Source organism: Colwellia ponticola (assembly GCF_005885605.1).
GTDB lineage: Bacteria > Pseudomonadota > Gammaproteobacteria > Enterobacterales > Alteromonadaceae > Colwellia > Colwellia ponticola.
The window spans coordinates 152970-173642 of sequence record NZ_SZVP01000001.1; the positions used below are offsets into that span (position 1 = coordinate 152970).

Below are 20673 nucleotides of genomic sequence, written 5' to 3' on the forward strand. Positions count from 1 at the left end.
TCCTAAAAATTAAAATATAAAAACTCTGAATTTTTATTGATAAACAATAAAGCAACAGAAAAACATAACGCTGAATATACAGAGGTTTGCCATGAAAAAGAGAAATTTTCTATCCTTTCTGACGTATTACGAAAAAGTAATACTAAGATAAAACTTAATAAAATGTATACAGCAACATTACTCTCAACCTCAACAATTATGTACTCATTAACACGATTAATAACAATATCATATGCACTTAAAAAATCAGCTAACCATTGATACTTTTCTGTCACTGAGAAGTTGGTAAAATCAAACATCCCTTGTAATACTTTACGCGCACTATCCCAGTCTTTCGCTCTAAAAAATACCCAAGTAATATTAATAAAGTTAAAAGTAATAAACCAAGCAAGCCATTTGTTTAATTTAATATTACTATGTAACTGCCACGCACGGTGTATTACTAAAGCAAAGCCGTGTAAACCGCCCCACAGTATAAAGTTCCAACCTGCGCCATGCCATAAACCTCCCAATATAAAGGTAATCATTAAGTTTCGATAAGTATTGAAATTACTTTTTCTACTGCCCCCAAAGGGTATATAAATATAATCACGAAGAAAGGTAGACAAGGTGATATGCCATCGTCGCCAGAAGTCTTGAATCGTTAGCGCTTTATAAGGTGAATTAAAATTAACAGGTAACTTTATGTTAAACAAAAGTGCAATACCAATGGCCATGTCAGTGTAACCACTGAAGTCAAAGTACAGTTGAAAAGTATATGACAAGCTAGTAAACCATGCATTCACTAAGTCTAGGGACTCAGCCACATCAAAGCCGTATGTTGCAGGAACAGCCAACTTATCTGCTATAACAACTTTTTTGAATAAGCCAATAGAAAAAACAAAAAGCCCTAATGAAAAGTTTTTATTATTAAAAAATCTATTCTTTTCATTAAATTGAGGCAACATTTGCTTATGATGAACAATAGGGCCAGCAATTAATTGAGGGAAAAACGTGACAAATAATACATAGGTTAAAAAATCATACTCTTTGGTTTTCTCTTTGTAACTATCAACTAAATAAGCTATCTGTTGAAAAGTAAAAAAGGATATAGCTAAGGGCAAAGCCAAATGTAACAACGATATGTCAGTTGTGAAGAGTCTATTCACATTTACTAGGAAAAAATCAGCGTATTTGAAATATCCCAATAATACTAAATTAGTGGCAACACCAAAAAAGAGAATTATATATTTTTTTCTAATCGTTATTTGTTTAGATATTTTCCGGCCGATGAGGTAATTAAAAATCATGGACGATACAATTAACACTAAATAAATAGGGTTCCACCATCCATAAAAAAACAGTGAAGCGACAACTAACCAACATTGCGCAACCTTGAAAGAGGAAATTCTATTTAGTTGAAAGTAGACAAATAATGTTATAGGTAAGAATAAAAAAATAAAGGAGTAACTATTAAATAACATGAAAGCTCTATATATATCCATATAATTCAAAACGCATGTTCAAAACGTTTTGCATAATAACGGGATAACTTAAAAAATATAAAATAAAACCTCATTATGACACAATCATGATTCAATCAGGTAGTTGTAGAATATAAATATAACCATAAATAGATAGAAATCATTGCCTTTCCATAATAAAATTAACACTATTAATGCTTTAAAATTAAGCTTGGTTATTTCCTGCTATTAAACTAAACAAGGTCGAACATGAAAATTTTAGTTATCCCCAACCGCGGCCGTTCGTATAATGCGGTTCGTCCAGAAGCAGAATGCTACATAGCCTTAGCTGAAGCTGGGCATGACGTTACCATAATATCTAGTGGTACTAATGCTTATATTGATAGATACAAGAAGTCCAAAGTTAAGTTTATTGAGTTGAAAACACTTAAAAAGCATAGTTGGGCTGTAATCAAACAAATTCGTCAATATATCAAAACCAATAACATAGATATTGTTTACGCTACTGAATCAAAGGGCATTCCCAATGCCGCTTTTGCTTGTATAGGAACCAAGGCCAAATTGGTCGTTTATCGTGGTACCTCTGGCGGTATGTATAAAACGGATCCTAGTAATTACTTATGCATGTTACATCCACGTATTAACGGAGTTATTGGTGTTTCAAGCGCAGTTTCAGCTAATGTTAGAGAAAAAGTAAGAAAGGCAATTAAAGCTAACGTTGAAACTATATATAAAGGTCACGATCTAAGTTGGTATAAAGAAGATGCCGCTGACTTAGTTAGTTTAGGTAGTAACGATAAATATTTCAATATACTGTGTGTTGGTAGCCCTCGACATCATAAGGGTACACATATATTACTCGAGGCCGCCAAAGAGCTAAGTGATATTGAGGACTTACGTATTATTTTAGTGGGTGATAATTTAAAACAACAATCATTTATCGACCAAATTAATAACTCAGGTATGAGCGAACGAATTTTACAGCCGGGCTTTAGGAATGACGTGCCAGCCATAGCTAAAGCATGTGACTTGTTGGTATTACCTTCATTAAGTAAAGAGGGTTTAACACGTACCGTATTAGAGTCTCTCTCGAACGGAACACCCGTGGTATCGTCGGCTAATGATGGTGTAGTAGAAACCATAGAAAATGGTGTAAATGGTTATTTAGTTCCTATTGGTGATGTATCAGCAATCGCTAAAAAAATACGAATGCTCTATAACGATAGACCGTTATTAAATAAATTATCTGCTAACGCGCAAAATATTATTAAAGATAAAATGTCGCACCACAACACAGTGACACATATGGAAGCTTATTTTAATAAAATATTAGCGCAACGCTAAATTATCATTGGTAAAAACATTATAGTTATACCAGTGAGGAAGATAAGGGGACAAACATCCCCTTAAAAAATTAAATTAATGTTAAATTTATACCTGATAAAAGTCACGATACCAATTGACAAAATTATCAACTCCTTGGCTAACACTCATAGCAGGTTTGTAGCCTGTAGTATTAAAAAGGTCATCCACATCAGCATACGTTTGATATACATCACCCGGTTGCATCGGCATTAAGTTTTGTTTCGCTTTAATACCGATAGAGTTTTCCAATGATTCAATAAACTCAGTCAATTTGACTGGATTACCATTACCAATATTATAAAGCTGATAAGGTGCTGTACTTTGCGCTGCGCTGCCAGTTTCTACCTGCCAATCTTTATTACCTTGTGGGATAATATTTTGCACGCGACAAATACCTTCTACAATGTCATCGATATAAGTAAAGTCTCGACGCATATCACCATTATTGTAAACATCAATACTGTCACCATTAATAATAGCTTTAGTAAATTTGAATAAAGCCATATCAGGACGTCCCCAAGGGCCGTAAACAGTAAAAAATCGTAACCCCGTCGTCGGTACACCATATAAATGAGAATACGTATGCGACATTAATTCATTCGATTTTTTAGTAGCCGCGTACAAAGAAATAGGGTGTTCAACACTATCCGAAGTGGCAAAAGGCACTTTGTTATTTAAACCGTATACAGAGCTCGATGATGCATAAACAAGATGTTCGACCTTATTATTTCGACACCCTTCTAAAATTGTGAGATGACCAACTAAGTTACTATCCGCATAGGCCATAGGGTTATCAATAGAATAACGAACACCTGCTTGTGCCGCTAGATGAATCACACGTTCAAATTTTTGTTGTGAAAAAAGCTCAGCAACACCTTCTCGATCAGCAAGGTCTAACTTTACAAAACTAAATAAGTTTTCAGCTTCTAATAGTTTTAATCGAGCCAGTTTTAAATTGACGTCATAATAGTCATTGAGGTTATCTAAACCAACAACATGATGGCCCGCTTCGCATAAACGTTGAACAACATGAAAGCCAATAAAACCAGCTGCGCCTGTAACTAAATATTTCAATATATTATCCTTTTAAAAATACGCTTATATTAGTCTGAACCAAATAAATCACGTGTATAAACTTTACTAACAACATCGGTTAACTCATTAGCCATCCGGTTTGAAATAATCACATCAGATTTTTCTTTAAATTCTGCTAAGTTACTAAAAACAGTAGAGTGAAAAAATTCAGCTTCATTTAGTTCTGGCTCATAAATAATCACTTCAATACCTTTAGCTTTAATACGCTTTAAAATACCTTGAATTGAAGAAGCTCTAAAATTATCAGACCCTGTTTTCATAATAAGACGGTAAACACCAACCACCTTGGGGTTACGCTTAATAATAGTATCGGCAATAAAGTCTTTGCGCGTAGTATTCGCCTCAACGATCGCTCTAATTAAATTATTTGGCACATCTCGATAGTTTGCTAACAACTGTTTGGTATCTTTGGGCAGACAATAACCGCCATAACCAAATGATGGATTATTATAGTGGGAGCCAATGCGAGGGTCTAAACCTACACCTTCAATAATTTGCTTAGCATTTAAATCATGTGCCTCTGCATAGCTATCAAGTTCATTAAAAAACGAGACGCGCATTGCTAAATAGGTATTCGAAAATAACTTAACCGCTTCTGCCTCTGTTGATTCAGTAAAAAGCACCTCAATATTTTCTTTTATTGCCCCTTGCTTTAACAAGTTAGCAAAAATTTCTGCTCGTGCTGATTTTTCACCAACAATAATCCGTGACGGGTGCAAATTATCATAAAGCGCTTTGCCCTCACGTAAAAACTCAGGTGAAAATAGTATATTATCATATGATAAGTCACGTTTAAGACGCTTAGTAAAACCAACAGGGACAGTTGATTTAATCACAACGGTTGCTTTTGGATTGATAGCTATTACTGCTTTAATGACATCTTCAACGGAAGAAGTATCAAAATAATTATTTTCAACATCGTAATCTGTTGGCGTTGCTACAATGACAAAATCCGCGCTGTCAAAGGCCAGCTTTGGGTCCAACGTAGCACTGAAGTCAAGTACTTTATTAGTCAAAAAATCTTCGATTTCTTTATCAACTATCGGTGATTTTTTCTTATTCAACAAAGAAATTTTGTTCTCATCGATATCAAGCGCAATAACTTCATTGTGCTGAGCTAGCAACATCGCATTAGATAAACCAACGTACCCCGTTCCTACAATTGCTATTTTCAATTAATTCTCCAGTACTTAATTTCTGTAGTAAGTTTTGTCCTGGCAATAACTGATCTGTCGCAGTTAATACCAATCTCTATGATCAAAAAACCGTGGGTGAAATGATCAATTACTTTGACGACATGATAAGTAAATAAAATAGTTTAAGATAGGGAAAATTACTTTCAAAGGGTACTTTAACTTAACGAAAGCTCCCTAAAAGACAATTTCAATCAAATGCTAGTATTTCCTTGGTTTGCCCGTTAAAATACCTTTTTATTTTTATTGGTAAAGTTATCCCATTGAAATTTTTTAAACTCCCTTGTCTTCTTCTTTGTTTTGTCAATATGACTAGCTTTGCTAAAGGACCGTCTCCGTACCTTCCTCTTCAGACAGACCCTCTGATTGAATTAGAGTTAAATCGCTTAGCAACATTAGCAAAATTACCTGTACTTACAAAGCCGTATCATGCAGCGACAGTTAATCGTTATTTAAAGAAAGTAGCTTATAGCCACCCCAGCCTGTACAAGCGTATTTCAACCTACCTTCAACGATATAAAAAGGAAGCGGCTGTCACACACGTTGCTGTTCAGATTAATTATTCTGATACAGAGAATATTACTTTACCTAACCAAAGAGGGCAAATGATTGATGCTAATTACCAAGCATCTTTTAGTGGCTTTTGGCAAATAAATCAATACTTAATTCTCAATGGTGGTGGCAAGTATTATGAAGATGGTGGTTATGTTCAAACAAATTCTTTTATTTCATTTGGTATTGATGTTTTACAAGTAGATGTTGGCTATAGAGAGCATTGGATATCGCCTTTTCAAGACAGTGCTGTATTACTCTCTACTCAAGCAAAGCCGCCATTAAGTGTCACTATTAGTAACCCATCATTAATTACCGATTTTAATCTAAAATATGAAATTTCTATTGGTGTATTAGACGAGCATACTAATATTAGTTTTGACAAGGATTTACCTCCTATTTCTGGCGAACCAGCCTTATTAACAATGCATTTTAGTGCTCAGCCTTTTAATTGGTGGACTATTGGTTTTAATCGTACCTTAATGTTTGGAGGCGATGACAACGTTACTGGTCGCGACATTTGGAATGCCATTATTGACCCAGTAAATAGTGATAATTGCGGCGGTAACGGTACCCAATTACAAAATTGCAGTGAAGAGTTTGGTAATCAACAAGCTTCCATAAGTAATAGATTCGATCTCGATTTATTCGATATGCCTTTTAGTCTTTTTTATGAATACGCTGGCGAAGATACTAACAACTATACCAATCATAAATTAGCTAACTTAGCTAATAGTTTTGGCTTATTCCTTCCTTATTTAACCGATAATGTATCGTTGAACATGGAGTTTACAACATTTCAATCAGCTTGGTACACTCACCATATTTATGGTGAGGGTTATTCAAATGATGGTGTTAAGATGGGGCACTGGTGGGGTTCTATGAAAGACCCTAAAGATGGTGTTGGCGGTGAAGCAGGAAGTGTCAGGCTCGATTGGCAAAGTAGTGAAGAATCCCAAGTATCAATGCTCTATCGCACAGCAAATTTTAATAAATCAAGCTACGAAAATTATCAACGCTCTCACGAATTAGAGCTAAATTATACTAGAGTCATTGATGCTAACTTTTTAGGTGTAAAACTTTATTTAGGTCGTAATAATTACAGTAATAATTTTGTTAGAACGAGTATATCTTATTCTTGGTAAGCTCAATATTTCAATTAAGAATAAAATTAAGGAGTAGCAACAATGAGAGTTATCACTTTTGGTACTTATGATATTTTTCATGTTGGTCATGTAAATATTATTGAACGAGCAAAGTTGCACGGTGACCATCTTATTGTTGGTGTATCTTCTGATAAATTAAATATAGCAAAAAAAGGTCGACCGCCAATTTACTCTGAAGAGGATCGCCAACATATAATTCGCTCTATGCGCTGCGTTGATGAAGTTTTTTTAGAGGAATCTTTGGAGCTTAAAGCCGATTATATCAAGTATTATAATGCCGATATATTAGTCATGGGTGATGATTGGCAGGGTAAGTTCGATTACTTAAAAGATATCTGTCAGGTGATTTATTTACCTCGTACCCCTTCAATTTCGACTACAGAAATTATTGAAGTCGTCAAAACCAAGCGACTTTAATTACAAAAGAGCCAACTTATGACAGTCAAACGCTACTTATTTTATATTGCCCACAACTATGCCTTTGAAATATTAAGACCATTACAACAAGCAATATGGGCAAATGGAGATGAAGTCAAATGGCTTGCTGTTGGTAAAGAAGTTTCTCTAAATTACTTTAGCAATGAAGAAACTTTACTCAGCACAATTGATGAGGCAAGGGCTTTTAATCCTGATGCCAGTTTTGCCCCAGGTAATGAAATACCACACTTTATTCCCGGATTAAAAGTACAGGTTTTTCATGGTCTTGAATGGAAAAAAAAAGGGCATTTCGTTATCCGTGGTTTTTTTGACCTGTATTGCACTCATGGCCCTGCTACAACCAGTCGGTTTAATCAATTAGCAGATAAACATGGTTATTTTGATGTAGTCGAAACGGGTTGGCCAAAACTAGACTATTTATTTACGACACCTGCGATGCCTATTAGAGAACAGGTCATAAAGCAGAAGAAGATCATATTATACGCACCAACATTTTCTCCCACATTAACTTCTGCACCTGAGCTATTTGAAGAAATACAACGTTTAAGTAAAACAAAAGCACATCATTGGCTAATAAAATTTCATCCTAAGATGGCAAAAATATGGTGTGAAAAATATCAAAAACTACTAGCTGATAATGTAGAAATAATTGAAAGTGCTAGTATTAATGAACTTTTACAAACAGCTGATATTATGGTGTCTGATACGTCCTCAGTTATTGGTGAGTTCTCATTGCTAAATAAAGCTATTGTTAGCTTGAACAATAAAGAACCAGGTGATTATTTAATAAACATTAGCGACGCAAAAGATTTAGCACAAGCTATTGATAAAGCTTTAACACCCTCTACAAATTTAAAAGCTGCAATAAAAGCTTACGCTAATGATTTACACCCTTATCATGATGGGCAAGCAGCGGCGCGTATATTATCAGCAACACAACAGCTATTGTCACATGGAAAAAAAGCACAGAAAAATACACCTTGGAATATTTTTCGTAACTTAAAGCAACGAAAAAAATTAAACTATTGGCGACTTTAACGGTTCATTCACCGTTGAATATAACCTATAAAACTAAAGTAGATGATTAAAGCTATTGACACTACTTAGGTAAATGCGTTACTAATAGTACACTGAATAATTTCTTACTTAAAAAGAATATTTATTAACTTATTATGCATCTTTTTTTACGTAATACTTAGCTAAGTATTTGTTAAATCTTAATACGTAAATATTCATTGTGTTGATAAAAATCCGCTAATAAAACAAAACGAAACAAAATGACTACATTGATTAAGTACATTAAAAAAAATCTCCTCCTCGCACTCATCGTGCGCGGCTAGGTTTTATTGCTTCTTCAAACGTCTATATATTGATATTAAGTAGAAATTAATTAAAACCCGCGCTAATACTCGCGGGTTTTTTTATGTCCGCATTTAGTCGTACAATTGTCCCGCAGACATCTGCAAAGCTTTACAAGGATAAGAAAATGAGCAACCCACATTTTAATAATGATCAAGTGATAATTTTTGATACCACCTTACGTGATGGTGAACAGGCATTAAATGCCAGTTTATCAGTACATGAAAAATTACAAATAGCCTTAGCTATTGAACGTTTAGGTGTAGACGTAATGGAAGTCGGCTTTCCGGTTTCTTCTCCTGGTGATTTTGAGTCTGTACAGCAAATTGCCCGCACTATCAAAAATGCCCGTGTTTGTGGTTTAGCCCGCGCGGTAGAGGCAGATATTGATGCCTGTGGTCAAGCCCTAAAAGTGGCTGATCAATTTCGTATTCATACTTTTATTTCTACCTCTGATGTACATGTACAACAAAAGTTAAAAAAAGAGTTTGCTGATGTTGAAGCCATGGCAATTCATGCAGTTAAACATGCTAGAAAATACACTGACGACGTTGAATTTTCTTGTGAAGATGCCGGTCGTACCCCCATTGATAACTTATGCCGTATGGTTGAGAGTGCCATTAAAGCTGGCGCTACTACAGTCAATATTCCAGATACTGTGGGTTATACCTTACCTTTTGAATTTCAAGGTATTATCACTGACTTATTTAACCGTGTACCTAATATTGACCAAGCGATAATCTCAGTACATTGTCATAACGATTTAGGTTTAGCGGTTGCTAACTCGATGGCTGCTGTACAAGCAGGCGCGCGTCAAATTGAATGTACTATTAACGGTATTGGTGAGCGTGCCGGTAACTGTTCATTAGAAGAAGTGGCGATGATCATGCAAACTCGTCAGGCGTTGTTGGGGGTAAAAACGAATATCAATCACCAAGAAATCGCTCGAGTATCTAAGTTAGTTAGTACGGTTTGTAATATGCCAGTGCAGTTAAACAAAGCCATTGTGGGTGGTAACGCCTTTAGTCACTCGTCAGGTATTCATCAAGATGGTATGTTAAAAGCCAGCAATACTTACGAAATTATGACACCTGAAAGTGTCGGTATTGCCAAAACTAAATTAAATTTAACGTCTCGTAGTGGGCGTCATGTGATCAAGCACCGCATGGAAAGCTTAGGTTATCAAGAAAGTGATTATGAAATTGAAGAGTTATACGCTGATTTCTTAACGTTAGCAGACAAAAAAGGCCAAGTATTTGATGATGATTTAGAGGCATTAGTCTTTAAATTACAGCAAAAAGATTTAGAAGATCACTTTATATTAGACACTATTAACGTGCAATGTGGTGATGGCGACTTTGCTACCGCTAGTATCAAGCTTATTTCAGGTAAAGCCTCTGATGATAAAGGCAATAGTAAAATTCACGCTGCGACCGGTAATGGTCCTGTAGATGCGCTTTATCAAGCGATTAAACAAAGTGTTGATATTGACTTTGAAGTCAGTGATTACAAAATATCAAACAAAGGCTCGGGTGAAGATGGTTTAGGCCAAGCCGATTTAGTCATCACCTGGCAAGGTCGAAATTTTCATGGTTACGGCCTAGAAACTGATGTCATTGAAGCATCAGGACAAGCATTAATTAATGCCCTAAATAGCATTCATAGAGCCATGACCATTGCCGATTTAAAGTCAGCAAAAAAAGTTTAGTCGCATTACCAAAAAGATAATAAATATAAACGAATAATAGCGAATAAATCGCTAGAGAGTATCTAAAATATAAAGGTTATAGACATGTCTAACATAGCAATTTTAGCCGGTGATGGTATCGGCCCAGAAATAATGGTTGAAGCAAAAAAAGTTTTAGCCACAGTTGCAAAAAAATTCAACTTTGAAATTAACACCAAAGATTATGATGTTGGTGGCGCCGCCATTGATAATCACGGTAATGCTTTACCTGATTCAACCATGGCAGGCTGTATAGCAAGTGACGCCATTTTATTTGGCAGTGTTGGCGGTCCTAAATGGGCAAATTTACCACCAACAGAGCAACCTGAGCGTTGTGCTTTATTAGGCTTACGTGGCCATTTTGATTTGTTTTGCAATATGCGCCCAGCAACATTACAACCAGCATTATCTTCACTCTCTACCTTACGTAGTGATATTGCAGAGCAAGGCTTTGATGTATTAATTATCCGTGAATTGACCGGTGATATTTATTTTGGCGAGCCAAAAGGTCGTAAAGGTGAAGGCGAAGAAGAAACAGGATTTGATTCTATGTTTTATTCGCGTCGTGAAATTAAACGTATTAGTCACTTGGCTTTTCAAGCGGCACAAAAGCGCGATAATAAAGTAACATCGGTTGATAAAGCCAACGTATTAGCAACCAGTCAATTATGGCGTCAAGTCGTTGAAGAAGTTGCGGTTGAATACCCAGATGTTGAGCTAGAGCACCTTTACGTTGATAACGCGGCCATGCAATTAGTGCGCGATCCTAACCAATTCGACGTGATGCTTTGTCCTAATTTATTTGGCGATATTTTATCTGATATTTGTGCAATGATTACGGGCTCAATGGGCTTATTACCTTCAGCTAGCTTAAATGCTCAGGGGTTTGGCATGTATGAGCCTGCCGGTGGCAGTGCACCAGACATTGCTGGTATGGGCATTGCGAATCCAATCGCGCAAATTTTATCAACGGCGTTAATGTTGCGTTATAGCTTAAACCAAGACGCGGCAGCAAAAGCTATTGAAGACGCGGTAAGTAGTGCGTTAGATAACGGTATTTTAACCGCCGACTTATTACCGGCTAACGAAAGAGAAAAAGCTAAATCCACCAGTGAAGTGGGTGATTATATTTGTACACAAATAGAGAGCACATAAAATGACATCTTCTACCCCAAAAACCATGTATGAAAAATTATGGCAAAGCCACTTAGTTGAAGACACTGAAGGGCAAACACCATTATTGTATGTTGACCGTCACCTAATTCATGAAGTGACTTCACCACAAGCCTTTGCTAACTTACGTTTTCATAATCGCCCTGTACGTCAACCTAAACGTACTATTGGCACCATGGATCATAATATTTCAACTCGCTCAATTGAACTTAATGCTGCGGGCGAAGGCGCTGCGAATCAATTGCGCGCGTTAGCCGTAAACTGTAAAGAATTTGGCATCGAGCTATTCGATATGGGTCATAAAAATCAAGGTATTGCGCACGTTATTGCGCCTGAATTAGGCATAAGCTTACCAGGTACTATTATTGTTTGTGGTGACTCACATACCGCCACCCATGGCGCTTTTGGTGCGCTGGCCTTTGGTATTGGCACCTCTGAAGTTGAGCATGTGCTTGCTACGCAGACTTTACGTCAAAATAAAGCAAAAACCATGAAGGTTGAAGTAGTAGGTAAAGTCGGTACTGGCATTAGCGCTAAAGATATTATCTTAGCAATTATTGGCCAAGCAGGTAGTGCTAGCGCAACAGGTCATGTTGTTGAATACTGCGGTGAAGCTATTGAAGCGCTTAGTATGGAAGAGCGCATGACAGTATGTAACATGAGTATCGAATTTGGCGCTAAAGCGGGCTTAATTGCACCTGACCAAACAACCTTTGATTATGTTGAAGGTAAAGAATACGCACCAAAAGGTGAAGTATTCGCACAAGCAGTAGCCGATTGGAAAAAATTAAAATCTGATGATGGCGCAATATTTGACACCACAATAACCATTCAAGCTAAAGATATTAAAGCACAAGTCACTTGGGGTACTAACCCAGGACAAGTAACAAGTGTTGATGGTTTTGTGCCATCACCAGATGATTATAGCGATCCCGCTGATAAAGACTCTTGTATTAGCGCACTTAATTACATGGACTTAGCCGCGGGCACTAAAATCACAGATATTCACGTTAACAAAGTATTTATTGGTTCATGTACTAACTCACGTATTGAAGATTTACGCGCTGCTGCCGGTGTTGTACAAAAATACTCAGGTCAGAAAGTGGTCGACAGTGTAACGGCCATTATTGTTCCAGGCTCTTACCGCGTAAAAGTACAAGCAGAAAGTGAAGGCTTAGATAAAATATTCACTGATGCTGGTTTTGAATGGCGCTTACCTGGCTGTTCTATGTGTTTAGGTATGAACGATGATGTACTTGACGAGGGTGATCGTTGTGCTTCAACCAGTAACCGTAACTTTGAAGGTCGTCAAGGTCGTGGTAGTCGCACGCACTTAGTTAGCCCTGAAATGGCAGCAGCCGCCGCTATCACAGGTCACTTTGTTGACTTAAACGCATAACCACCGAGGAAAAATATAATGGAAAAATTTAACACACATACCGGTTTGGTTGTGCCACTAGATATCGCGAATATTGATACCGATCAAATTATCCCAAAACAGTTTTTACAAAAAACTGAGCGCTTAGGTTTTGGCATCAACTTATTTCACGATAGACGCTACCTTGATGCCGCGGGCACAAAGCCTAACCCTGATTTTGTGCTCAACAAGCCAGAATATAAAGAGGCTACCATTTTATTAGCTGGTGAAAACTTTGGCTGTGGTTCAAGCCGCGAGCATGCGCCTTGGGCATTACAGCAGTATGGTTTTAGAGTGGTTATTGCTTCAAGTTTTGCTGATATTTTTTACGGTAATAGTATCAACATCGGCCTTTTACCTATCACTTTAGCTGAGGATGAAATCGCCCAATTATTTAAACTTGCTCCTAATGCGCAATTAACCCTTACCGTTGATTTACCTAATAACACAGTTACCTGTGGTGATTTAAGCTTTAAATTTAGCTTGAGTAAATTTCAACAGTACAGCTTAGAAAACGGTGTTGATAGTGTTGGTTGGACGTTAAATAAGCTTGAGACTATTGAAGCGTTTGAAGCAAACATGCCCGCTTGGCAGTAATTAGCTAAACAACAACTAAGCTACTTAGTTAAAAAATAAAGCCCCGATAAATACAATTTATCGGGGCTTTTTACTAGCCATTTAAAAGCCAAATCGGACATGACGCTGCTTACTTGGGGGGAATCGTATTTGTCATGCGATTACGTAGGTCGGCCTTTAGGCCGTCAAAAACCATCAAAAAATATTAGCGTGATGGCCTGAAGGCCAACCTACACGACACTCATAAGCCTTAAAAAAATAAAGATATTGAACCACCGAGCTTACCAGTTGGTTAATGCTGGCAGCGAAAACTGTTCACCTTTGAACGAAAGAATAACTTGTTGAGGTAATATTTTATCAACCCTTAAATCATCATTGATCTGATCCCCCTCATAACGATCACGACCATTGACCGTTACCCACCCCTGACCATCAGAGCTATAGATATGTTGTTCAAATTGTAAACTTGGTAAGGCATTTTGTAGCTTTGCTGACAGTTGAGATAATGGCTTAACACCGATAGTTTCATCCTTACCAACCGCTAATAAGTTAACATCAGCCTGATCATTATTATTTAGCTTGCTCGCTATTTTATGGTCGGTTGCAGTTTCAGCAATGGCCGCTTGAAAACGTGCCAATAAATCATTAGAAACCCCCTCAGCTTGAGTCACCTGATAGTTTATCGCTTCTTTTTGTCTATTTGGTTTAGCGGCACTAACCATTAAAGCCCCATCAGGCTCATTTGTTATATCACCACCCGTGAGCTTTTTCATCGGTAATACTTTTAACGTTTCTTGCTGCACTGGGTCATTAGTATCTGCTTTCACTAGCGCAAAATTTTCACTCTGAGCAAACCTGACTTGCTCAGCTTCGTTTAGTGCTGTCTTATCTTGCTCAGTGTTTGAGTATGCTGTGCTTAGCGTTACTTTATTAGTAGCTGGGATTGTACTAACAACAGGCTCAACAGCTGTTTGACGTTCTCCCCACCAAAAACCTGCTAGCGCAAAAAAAACGGCAACAGTTAATAGCGTTGCAAAAAGTAATACCCCATTATAATTAGTCTTATTAGCGGTTAAGTCATCGCCTAAGGCTCGAACCGCCGCAGCCATAACAGTCTTTTTATTCACCACACTATCATTTTGATTATACGCCAGCAGCAATGCACTATGACAAAGCAAGTTAGTTAGTCTTGGTATGCCCTGGGATAGTTGGTGAATTTTAGCTAATGCCCCTTTATCAAAAAGTGCTCTGGTGCAATTAGCAACCGCTAAGCGATGTTGAATATATTGGTTTAATTCAAGCTTAGTTAATGGCATTAAATGATATCTAGCGGTAATACGCTGCGCTAATTGTCGTAAATCACGTCGCTGCAGGAGTTGCTGTAACTCTGGTTGGCCAATTAAAATCACCTGTAATAGTTTTTTGGTATTCGTTTCTAAATTGGTTAATAAACGTAATTGTTCAAGTACCTCAGGTTGTAAGTGCTGAGCTTCATCAATAATCAGTAAAGTGTTGATATCATTTTGATGGTTTTTAAGCAGTTTTTCTGAAATTTTATCAGTGAGTGTTTTTAAGCTCGCCTCGGTTTTTCGATAACGAATTTTTAACTCATCACACAACGTTGCCAGTAACTCTTTGCTAGATAAGGTTGGATTTAAAATAAACGCTGCTTGTGTATTTACGGGTAACTGCGCCATTAAACATCGGCTTATCGTCGTTTTTCCTGTGCCTACTTCACCGGTTAATAAAGCAAAACCACCTGTTTCCCCTAAACCGTACGTCAAATGGGATAAGGCTTCCCTATGACGATCACTCATAAACAAATAATTAGGATCGGGTGAGATTGAAAAAGGTAAATCACTTAATGAAAAAAAATTGCGATACATAAGGTGCGCTAAGAAAAAAGTGTAACTACAAAATTAACTGCTTGCTTCCTATATGTCAAAGCGTTAACGCTTTAACATTGAATAAATTATGTAAATCAATAACGCAGTAATAGCTTGTTTTAACCTACAAAAATGGTCATATAATTAGTGAGATGGTATTATTTTCTTATGATACACTTTCATTAATATTATTTGCTTTATTTTGGATAGAACCTTGTTAACCAGTAACGCTGAAATTAAACATAACCAACTTAATACCTATCTAGTTGGCGGCGCTGTGCGCGATAAGCTACTTAACCGCCCTGTTAAAGATAAGGATTACTTAGTGGTAGGCGCTAGCATTGAGCAAATGAAAAGTTTAGGTTATCAACAAGTCGGTAATGATTTCCCTGTTTTTTTACACCCAAAAACTAAAGAAGAATATGCGCTAGCTCGCACAGAACGTAAAAAAGGCCAAGGCTACACCGGTTTTAGCTGTTACTTCGCCCCTGATGTGACTATTGAAGACGATTTAAAACGTCGAGATTTAACCGTCAATGCCATGGCAATGGATGATAATGGCAACATAATTGATCCCTACAATGGCCAACAAGATCTTAACGATCGTATTTTACGCCATGTCAGTGATGCTTTTACTGAAGATCCTTTACGTGTGCTTCGCGTTGCCCGTTTTGCTGCTCGTTATCATAAATACGGTTTTACCATCGCCGACGAAACGCTAGAACTCATGCAAACAATCAGTGCGAGTGGCGAGTTAAAAAGCTTAACGCCTGAGCGCGTTTGGCGAGAAATGCAATTAAGCTTAGCTGATGGCGGCGCTAGCGCTGACATTTATTCAGGTAATCCTGAAATCTTCTTTGAAGTATTACATCAATGCCATGCCTTAGCAGAATTATGGCCAGAGTTAGATATTTTATGGGGTATACCTAACCCTGCTCTTTGGCATCCTGAAATATGTAGCGGTACACATACCATGATGGTGTTGCAACAAGCTGTTTTACAAACCGAGCCGATGCCTGAAAAGCAAAATGATCATAAAATAGCAATACGCTTTGCCGCCCTATGTCACGATTTAGGAAAAGGGCTTACCCTAGAAAACTTATTACCCAGTCACAAAGGTCATGAAAAAGCAGGTTTACCCTTGGTCGAAAAAATTGCTAAACAATTAAAAGTGCCTGTACATTATAAACAACTTGCTTTGAAGGTTTGTGAGTTTCATTTACATTGTCATAAAGCCTTTGAACTAAAAGCTAGTACGCTGTTAAAAATGTTTAATCAACTTGATATTTGGCGAAAGCCGCAAGAGTATGATTATTTTTTAATGGCTTGTAAATCCGACTTCTTAGGGCGCTTAGGCTTTGAAGATCGCCCTTATCCACAAGAGCAATACTTACAAGCAGCAGCAAAAGCAGCGAGAGAAGTGACTGCTAAAAGCTTTGTTGAGCAAGGTTTACAAGGAACTTTGATAAAAGCAGCTATGGCTGAAGCGCGTTTAAACGCCATTGTAAAAGTCAAAGCCGATTATGCCCACTTAAACCCTACACCACCTAAAAAAGTTGTTATTAAGTAAGGCTATGAACTGCTTAGTTAGAGAGTTTAACGCTGACTTATTTCTAACTGACTTCAGGTTTATCAATAGTTCTAAAGGTTAGGTTTATTCGTGGCTCAGATACTTTTTTCGTGGGTGGTAAACGGTGTAGCCAATGTTGTTGTGTTGCCCCTTTCATCACTAACAAGCTGCCCGGTTTAAGCGATAGCGCAACCACTTGCTTTGACTCTTTATGTTTAAAGGCAAACTTACGTTCTACGCCAAAACTTAATGAGGCAATAGCTCCCTGCTTTGCTAATTCGGTTTCACCATCACTGTGCCAAGCCATGCCCTCTTCACCACTATGATAAAGATTTAATAAGCATGAGTTATAGCTCGCATTACTATGGTGCTCTACCAATTTCTTTAACGCTCTTAGCTCGTCAGTAAAGGGTAAAGACTGCTTAGTAACGCCTGAGTAACTATAGGAAAAAGGCTTGCCATTAAGCGTATCAGCGCACCAAGCCACTTTTCTTTTCGTAGCAATTATTTTCCCTAGCACCAAAGCTTGATCACAGCGCCAGTCAATGGTGCTGAGTAAGCGCTGAAAATAATGTTCGCTATCGCTAAGCGGCATAATTTCACCATAATAATGAACCACGCCATCATGAGGTAAAATATTAATAGGTTCATCAAGTAATGCTGAAAATAAATCCATGTTTCCCTCGCTTTAGCTAGGTATTACTAGTTACCCGTAATTATCGGCCCCAAGGATTAGCAGGACTCGAATTGGCTGAGCGCTCACGCGTTTTTTTAGCCTGTTTAACGCGCAGTTCTTCTGCATCTTCAAGGCTAAGTTCTTTAGGAGGTCTTTGCTCTAATCCTGAAGGCACAATACGATCACGCGGTGGTAATTCAAAATTAGCATCATCTGCTTTAGGCAAGCTGTTATATTGATACATATAAAAAGCTTCTACTTTCTCTTGCGCCCATGGCGTTTTCTTTAAAAATTTTAGGCTCGACTCAATACTAGGATTTTGCTTAAAGCAATTTAGGTTCATGTACGCGGCTAATATTTCAAAACCGTAATGATCAACTAACGTGGTTAATACCGTTTCAAGGCTAGTCCCGTGTAAAGGGTTATTTTTGTAAATATCTTTGTTACTCATGATTGTTCCTAAATACCTAACGTGGTGACTGCTTATGGATTAGCAGCTGCAATAACTAATTATACCACTTGCCTGCGTGATGTCATGATTAATCATTTTTATACTGAAATTTTGAACTTTTTCTGCCGTAGCACTAATAAGTCATCTTATGCTTGACCTGAGCTATTGTTATCACTAGTAATAACAATAGCGGATGACTAGAGAATTAATTGTTTACCACGCGCAAACAATGAGTGATGAGCCAGGTAAAAGTCATTAATAAACTACTGATTTAAGTCGCTATGGAAAATGTTCACTTATTACTTATTACCTATTGATTTAACAAGTAATTATAAGCATTATCATTGACTTAACTTTATAACTCCCATAGGATATTGGCTATATAATATTCTCTGTCATAGTTAAAAAATCATGCTCTTAACATCAAAAAAAATCTCAAAAAAAGTGTATTCAACTGCAATAACCGCTTTATTTACTTTAGTTATTGCTGCACCATCATTGGCCACCACAGTGTTGTCAATTAACACTCAACCTATTTTAAACCCCAAAACACCACACAGCGGCCAAGTAGCACTTGGTGCTGTTGGTAAAGCACCTTCAGAAAAATATATTCAATTAGAAGCCAATGCTATAGCGCTTCATATTACCTATAACGATGCCGACATTGTTGGCTTAATAGGCGTTGAAGGTGAGAATGCTGCTAAAAAAATTCTTAACTACCTTCCCAAAGAGTACCAATTAATATTTAAAAAAGGGCGAGATAACTTTACCGCCCAAGACGTCGCTCTCATCACTCGATATCAGATTATTGGCGAAGCTAACGACTTTACCGGTATAGAAGGTTATTACAAAAACACTAAAAGTGTACCGTCTAAAGCATTAGCGATAACATTAAACAACGGGTCTGACACATACAACGTGGTGGTTGCTCACTTAATTACCAAACGAAGCAATAATGATAACCATGACAAACGTGCTGCTCAAGCCGATGCCATTGTTAAGTTTATGAGTGATAAACAAGGTCACAATATTGTGATGGGCTACCTTAATGATGCCCCAGGCTCAACTACATTAAACACCTTAGTTGACTCTGGACTAAATATTATTGATGCCAATGAATACAGCTTCACTAATGATGGCAGCAAACAATTACTTGATCACATATTAGTATCTGATTCATTAAAAGAAGATGCTACTTTTAAATCGTTTGGTTTAGGTGCAATTAGTGAGCACAGAGCCGTTATCGCAGAGCTAGATGACTAATCGGTTGTTCATCGAGCTAGGCGCTTAACTCTTAGCTTAAACTAAACGAGATTAAACATAATCTCGTTTTTCAATACTACAAATACTCTTGCGCCAGCCCTATTGTTCATAGCACTGGCGCAATACTTTCTAACGCCCTGTTTTATGATTGACAACAACCCTCTATTATCCTACATCAAATACAAATAAATTTACGCTGTATTTATTGCCGCGCTAGTGGCAAGATGTGCTGCATCAAAAAATATATCATCTAAACATGTAGCTAGAAAGATCAACAACCTCGCCCCTAGTAAAGTGAGCTAACCTCGCTAGATATAGGCGACTTAATTACGCAATTTCCTCGGTAATAATCCGCTATTGGTAAAAATACAATGACAAGGTTAACAATCAATACTGTATTGAAAACGCTATTAAAAACAATGCGCCCTGCTTTTCTTGTTTTAACCCTAGCGTGTGTTTTTTTAGGGTTTTGCACCGCATTTGCTACTGGCGTATCGATAGACAGCCTATTATTTATACTTGTTTTGGTCGGCGCGCTATGTGCTCACATTAGCGTTAATATGCTCAATGAATATCATGATTTTCATAGTGGTTTAGATTTTAAAACCCAAAGAACACCTTTTAGTGGTGGTAGTGGTGCCTTACCTAGTCACCCTAGAATAGCGACTATTGTGTTGTGGTTTGGCTTACTAACATTGTTGATGACTACCGCTATTGGTATATATTTTATCATCAATATGGGTAGTGTTATTGGCACAACAATACTGCCTATTGGCATGGTCGGCTTAATCATTATTATCACTTATACAAAATGGCTAAATCGTATGCCATTGCTCTGCTTATTTGCCCCTGGAGTAGGCTTTGGTCTACTGATGGTAGTAGGCACACATATTGTACTGACCTCAGCCTACTCATCGCTTGTTTGGTTAGTGTCACTTATTCCGTTTTTGTTGATCAATAACCTACTGCTATTAAATCAATATCCGGATATGCAAGCCGATGCGAGTGTCGGTCGTAAAACCTTCCCGCTAGTTTTTGGCGTAAAGCGCAGTAATATCGTTTACGCAATCTTTATGATTGCCGCTTACGCATTAATAGGACTGTATGTTTTAGTAGCGGTATTGCCAGTAATAAGTCTTATTGCATTAGTACCGCTACCTTTATCAATTTTTGCTTTAACTGGGGTCATTAAACATCAAGCCAATATTGGCAACTTCCCCCAACACTTAGCAGCAAATGTAGCAGCAACTATAATAACGCCATTTTTATTGGGCTTATCAATACTTATAAGCTAATGTAAATAA

General features: G+C 37.4%; 17 protein-coding genes. 11 read left to right on the forward strand and 6 right to left on the reverse strand.

The window, feature by feature from the left end; translation table 11 throughout:
* Window positions 1-2 precede the first annotated feature (2 nt).
* Entirely contained in the window at window positions 3-1109 is a 1107-nt protein-coding gene (locus FCS21_RS00660) for an MBOAT family O-acyltransferase (RefSeq protein ID WP_371287195.1), read from the reverse strand.
* A 603-nt stretch (window positions 1110-1712) separates the two neighbouring features.
* Here FCS21_RS00660 and FCS21_RS00665 point away from each other — a divergent pair.
* Window positions 1713-2807 (forward strand): glycosyltransferase family 4 protein, encoded by a 1095-nt coding sequence (locus tag FCS21_RS00665; RefSeq protein WP_138620064.1) that lies wholly within the window; start codon window positions 1713-1715, stop codon window positions 2805-2807.
* A gap of 87 nt (window positions 2808-2894) precedes the next feature.
* On the opposite strand, the gene FCS21_RS00670 is transcribed toward FCS21_RS00665, so the two are convergent.
* Window positions 2895-3902, reverse strand: coding sequence for an NAD-dependent epimerase (locus tag FCS21_RS00670; RefSeq protein WP_138620065.1), 1008 nt, complete (start codon window positions 3900-3902; stop codon window positions 2895-2897).
* A 29-nt stretch (window positions 3903-3931) separates the two neighbouring features.
* Window positions 3932-5098: a nucleotide sugar dehydrogenase gene (locus tag FCS21_RS00675; protein WP_138620066.1), complete on the reverse strand. Its 1167-nt coding sequence runs from the start codon at window positions 5096-5098 to the stop codon at window positions 3932-3934.
* 281 nt (window positions 5099-5379) lie between these two features.
* Here FCS21_RS00675 and FCS21_RS00680 point away from each other — a divergent pair, with 281 nt between their 5' ends.
* The 7 genes from FCS21_RS00680 (at window position 5380) to leuD (ending at window position 13544) form a co-directional block, all read left to right on the forward strand.
* Window positions 5380-6813 (forward strand): capsule assembly Wzi family protein, encoded by a 1434-nt coding sequence (locus FCS21_RS00680; protein ID WP_138620067.1) that lies wholly within the window; start codon window positions 5380-5382, stop codon window positions 6811-6813.
* Window positions 6814-6855: 42 nt separating this feature from the next.
* A complete protein-coding gene (locus tag FCS21_RS00685) occupies window positions 6856-7251 on the forward strand; it encodes an FAD synthase family protein (RefSeq protein ID WP_138620068.1) in 396 nt (131 codons plus the stop codon).
* A gap of 18 nt (window positions 7252-7269) precedes the next feature.
* Window positions 7270-8310 carry a CDP-glycerol glycerophosphotransferase family protein gene (locus FCS21_RS00690; protein ID WP_138620069.1) on the forward strand — a complete coding sequence of 347 codons (1041 nt, stop codon included), beginning with the start codon at window positions 7270-7272 and terminating at the stop codon, window positions 8308-8310.
* A 448-nt stretch (window positions 8311-8758) separates the two neighbouring features.
* The gene (leuA, locus tag FCS21_RS00695) at window positions 8759-10339 is read left to right on the forward strand and encodes a 2-isopropylmalate synthase (RefSeq protein WP_138620070.1); all 1581 of its coding nucleotides are present in this window, start codon (window positions 8759-8761) and stop codon (window positions 10337-10339) included.
* Between the two features lie 84 nt (window positions 10340-10423).
* Window positions 10424-11512, forward strand: a complete 1089-nt coding sequence (gene leuB, locus FCS21_RS00700) for a 3-isopropylmalate dehydrogenase (RefSeq protein ID WP_138620071.1) — start codon at window positions 10424-10426, stop codon at window positions 11510-11512.
* A gap of 1 nt (window position 11513) precedes the next feature.
* Window positions 11514-12929 (forward strand): 3-isopropylmalate dehydratase large subunit, encoded by a 1416-nt coding sequence (gene leuC, locus FCS21_RS00705; protein WP_138620072.1) that lies wholly within the window; start codon window positions 11514-11516, stop codon window positions 12927-12929.
* A gap of 18 nt (window positions 12930-12947) precedes the next feature.
* Window positions 12948-13544: a 3-isopropylmalate dehydratase small subunit gene (leuD, locus tag FCS21_RS00710; protein ID WP_138620073.1), complete on the forward strand. Its 597-nt coding sequence runs from the start codon at window positions 12948-12950 to the stop codon at window positions 13542-13544.
* A gap of 260 nt (window positions 13545-13804) precedes the next feature.
* Here the strand turns inward: leuD and FCS21_RS00715 are convergent, their stop codons facing one another.
* Window positions 13805-15409, reverse strand: a complete 1605-nt coding sequence (locus FCS21_RS00715; protein WP_138620074.1) for an AAA family ATPase — start codon at window positions 15407-15409, stop codon at window positions 13805-13807.
* A 214-nt stretch (window positions 15410-15623) separates the two neighbouring features.
* Between FCS21_RS00715 and FCS21_RS00720 the strand changes: the two genes are divergently transcribed.
* Window positions 15624-16979, forward strand: coding sequence for a multifunctional CCA addition/repair protein (locus tag FCS21_RS00720; protein ID WP_138620075.1), 1356 nt, complete (start codon window positions 15624-15626; stop codon window positions 16977-16979).
* Window positions 16980-17022: 43 nt separating this feature from the next.
* Here the strand turns inward: FCS21_RS00720 and FCS21_RS00725 are convergent, their stop codons facing one another.
* Entirely contained in the window at window positions 17023-17655 is a 633-nt protein-coding gene (locus tag FCS21_RS00725; RefSeq protein ID WP_138620076.1) for an alpha-ketoglutarate-dependent dioxygenase AlkB family protein, read from the reverse strand.
* Between the two features lie 40 nt (window positions 17656-17695).
* Entirely contained in the window at window positions 17696-18106 is a 411-nt protein-coding gene (locus FCS21_RS00730) for a VF530 family protein (RefSeq protein ID WP_138620077.1), read from the reverse strand.
* Window positions 18107-18517: 411 nt separating this feature from the next.
* On the opposite strand from FCS21_RS00730, the gene FCS21_RS00735 reads away from it, so the two are divergent.
* Both FCS21_RS00735 and FCS21_RS00740 read left to right on the forward strand, forming a co-directional pair.
* The gene (locus FCS21_RS00735; protein WP_138620078.1) at window positions 18518-19369 is read left to right on the forward strand and encodes an endonuclease/exonuclease/phosphatase family protein; all 852 of its coding nucleotides are present in this window, start codon (window positions 18518-18520) and stop codon (window positions 19367-19369) included.
* Between the two features lie 371 nt (window positions 19370-19740).
* Window positions 19741-20664 carry a prenyltransferase gene (locus FCS21_RS00740; protein ID WP_246046933.1) on the forward strand — a complete coding sequence of 308 codons (924 nt, stop codon included), beginning with the start codon at window positions 19741-19743 and terminating at the stop codon, window positions 20662-20664.
* Window positions 20665-20673: the final 9 nt, after the last annotated feature.

Bases quoted from the DNA above. Each gene is read 5' to 3' on its own strand.
- leuA (WP_138620070.1), top strand. From the start codon at position 8,759: ATGAGCAACCCACATTTTAATAATGATCAAGTGATAATTTTTGATACC.
- leuC (WP_138620072.1), top strand. From the start codon at position 11,514: ATGACATCTTCTACCCCAAAAACCATGTATGAAAAATTATGGCAAAGC.
- FCS21_RS00730 (WP_138620077.1), bottom strand. From the start codon at position 18,106: ATGAGTAACAAAGATATTTACAAAAATAACCCTTTACACGGGACTAGC.
- FCS21_RS00685 (WP_138620068.1), top strand. From the start codon at position 6,856: ATGAGAGTTATCACTTTTGGTACTTATGATATTTTTCATGTTGGTCAT.
- leuB (WP_138620071.1), top strand. From the start codon at position 10,424: ATGTCTAACATAGCAATTTTAGCCGGTGATGGTATCGGCCCAGAAATA.
- FCS21_RS00665 (WP_138620064.1), top strand. From the start codon at position 1,713: ATGAAAATTTTAGTTATCCCCAACCGCGGCCGTTCGTATAATGCGGTT.
- FCS21_RS00725 (WP_138620076.1), bottom strand. From the start codon at position 17,655: ATGGATTTATTTTCAGCATTACTTGATGAACCTATTAATATTTTACCT.
- leuD (WP_138620073.1), top strand. From the start codon at position 12,948: ATGGAAAAATTTAACACACATACCGGTTTGGTTGTGCCACTAGATATC.
- FCS21_RS00690 (WP_138620069.1), top strand. From the start codon at position 7,270: ATGACAGTCAAACGCTACTTATTTTATATTGCCCACAACTATGCCTTT.
- FCS21_RS00715 (WP_138620074.1), bottom strand. From the start codon at position 15,409: ATGTATCGCAATTTTTTTTCATTAAGTGATTTACCTTTTTCAATCTCA.
- FCS21_RS00735 (WP_138620078.1), top strand. From the start codon at position 18,518: ATGCTCTTAACATCAAAAAAAATCTCAAAAAAAGTGTATTCAACTGCA.
- FCS21_RS00740 (WP_246046933.1), top strand. From the start codon at position 19,741: ATGACAAGGTTAACAATCAATACTGTATTGAAAACGCTATTAAAAACA.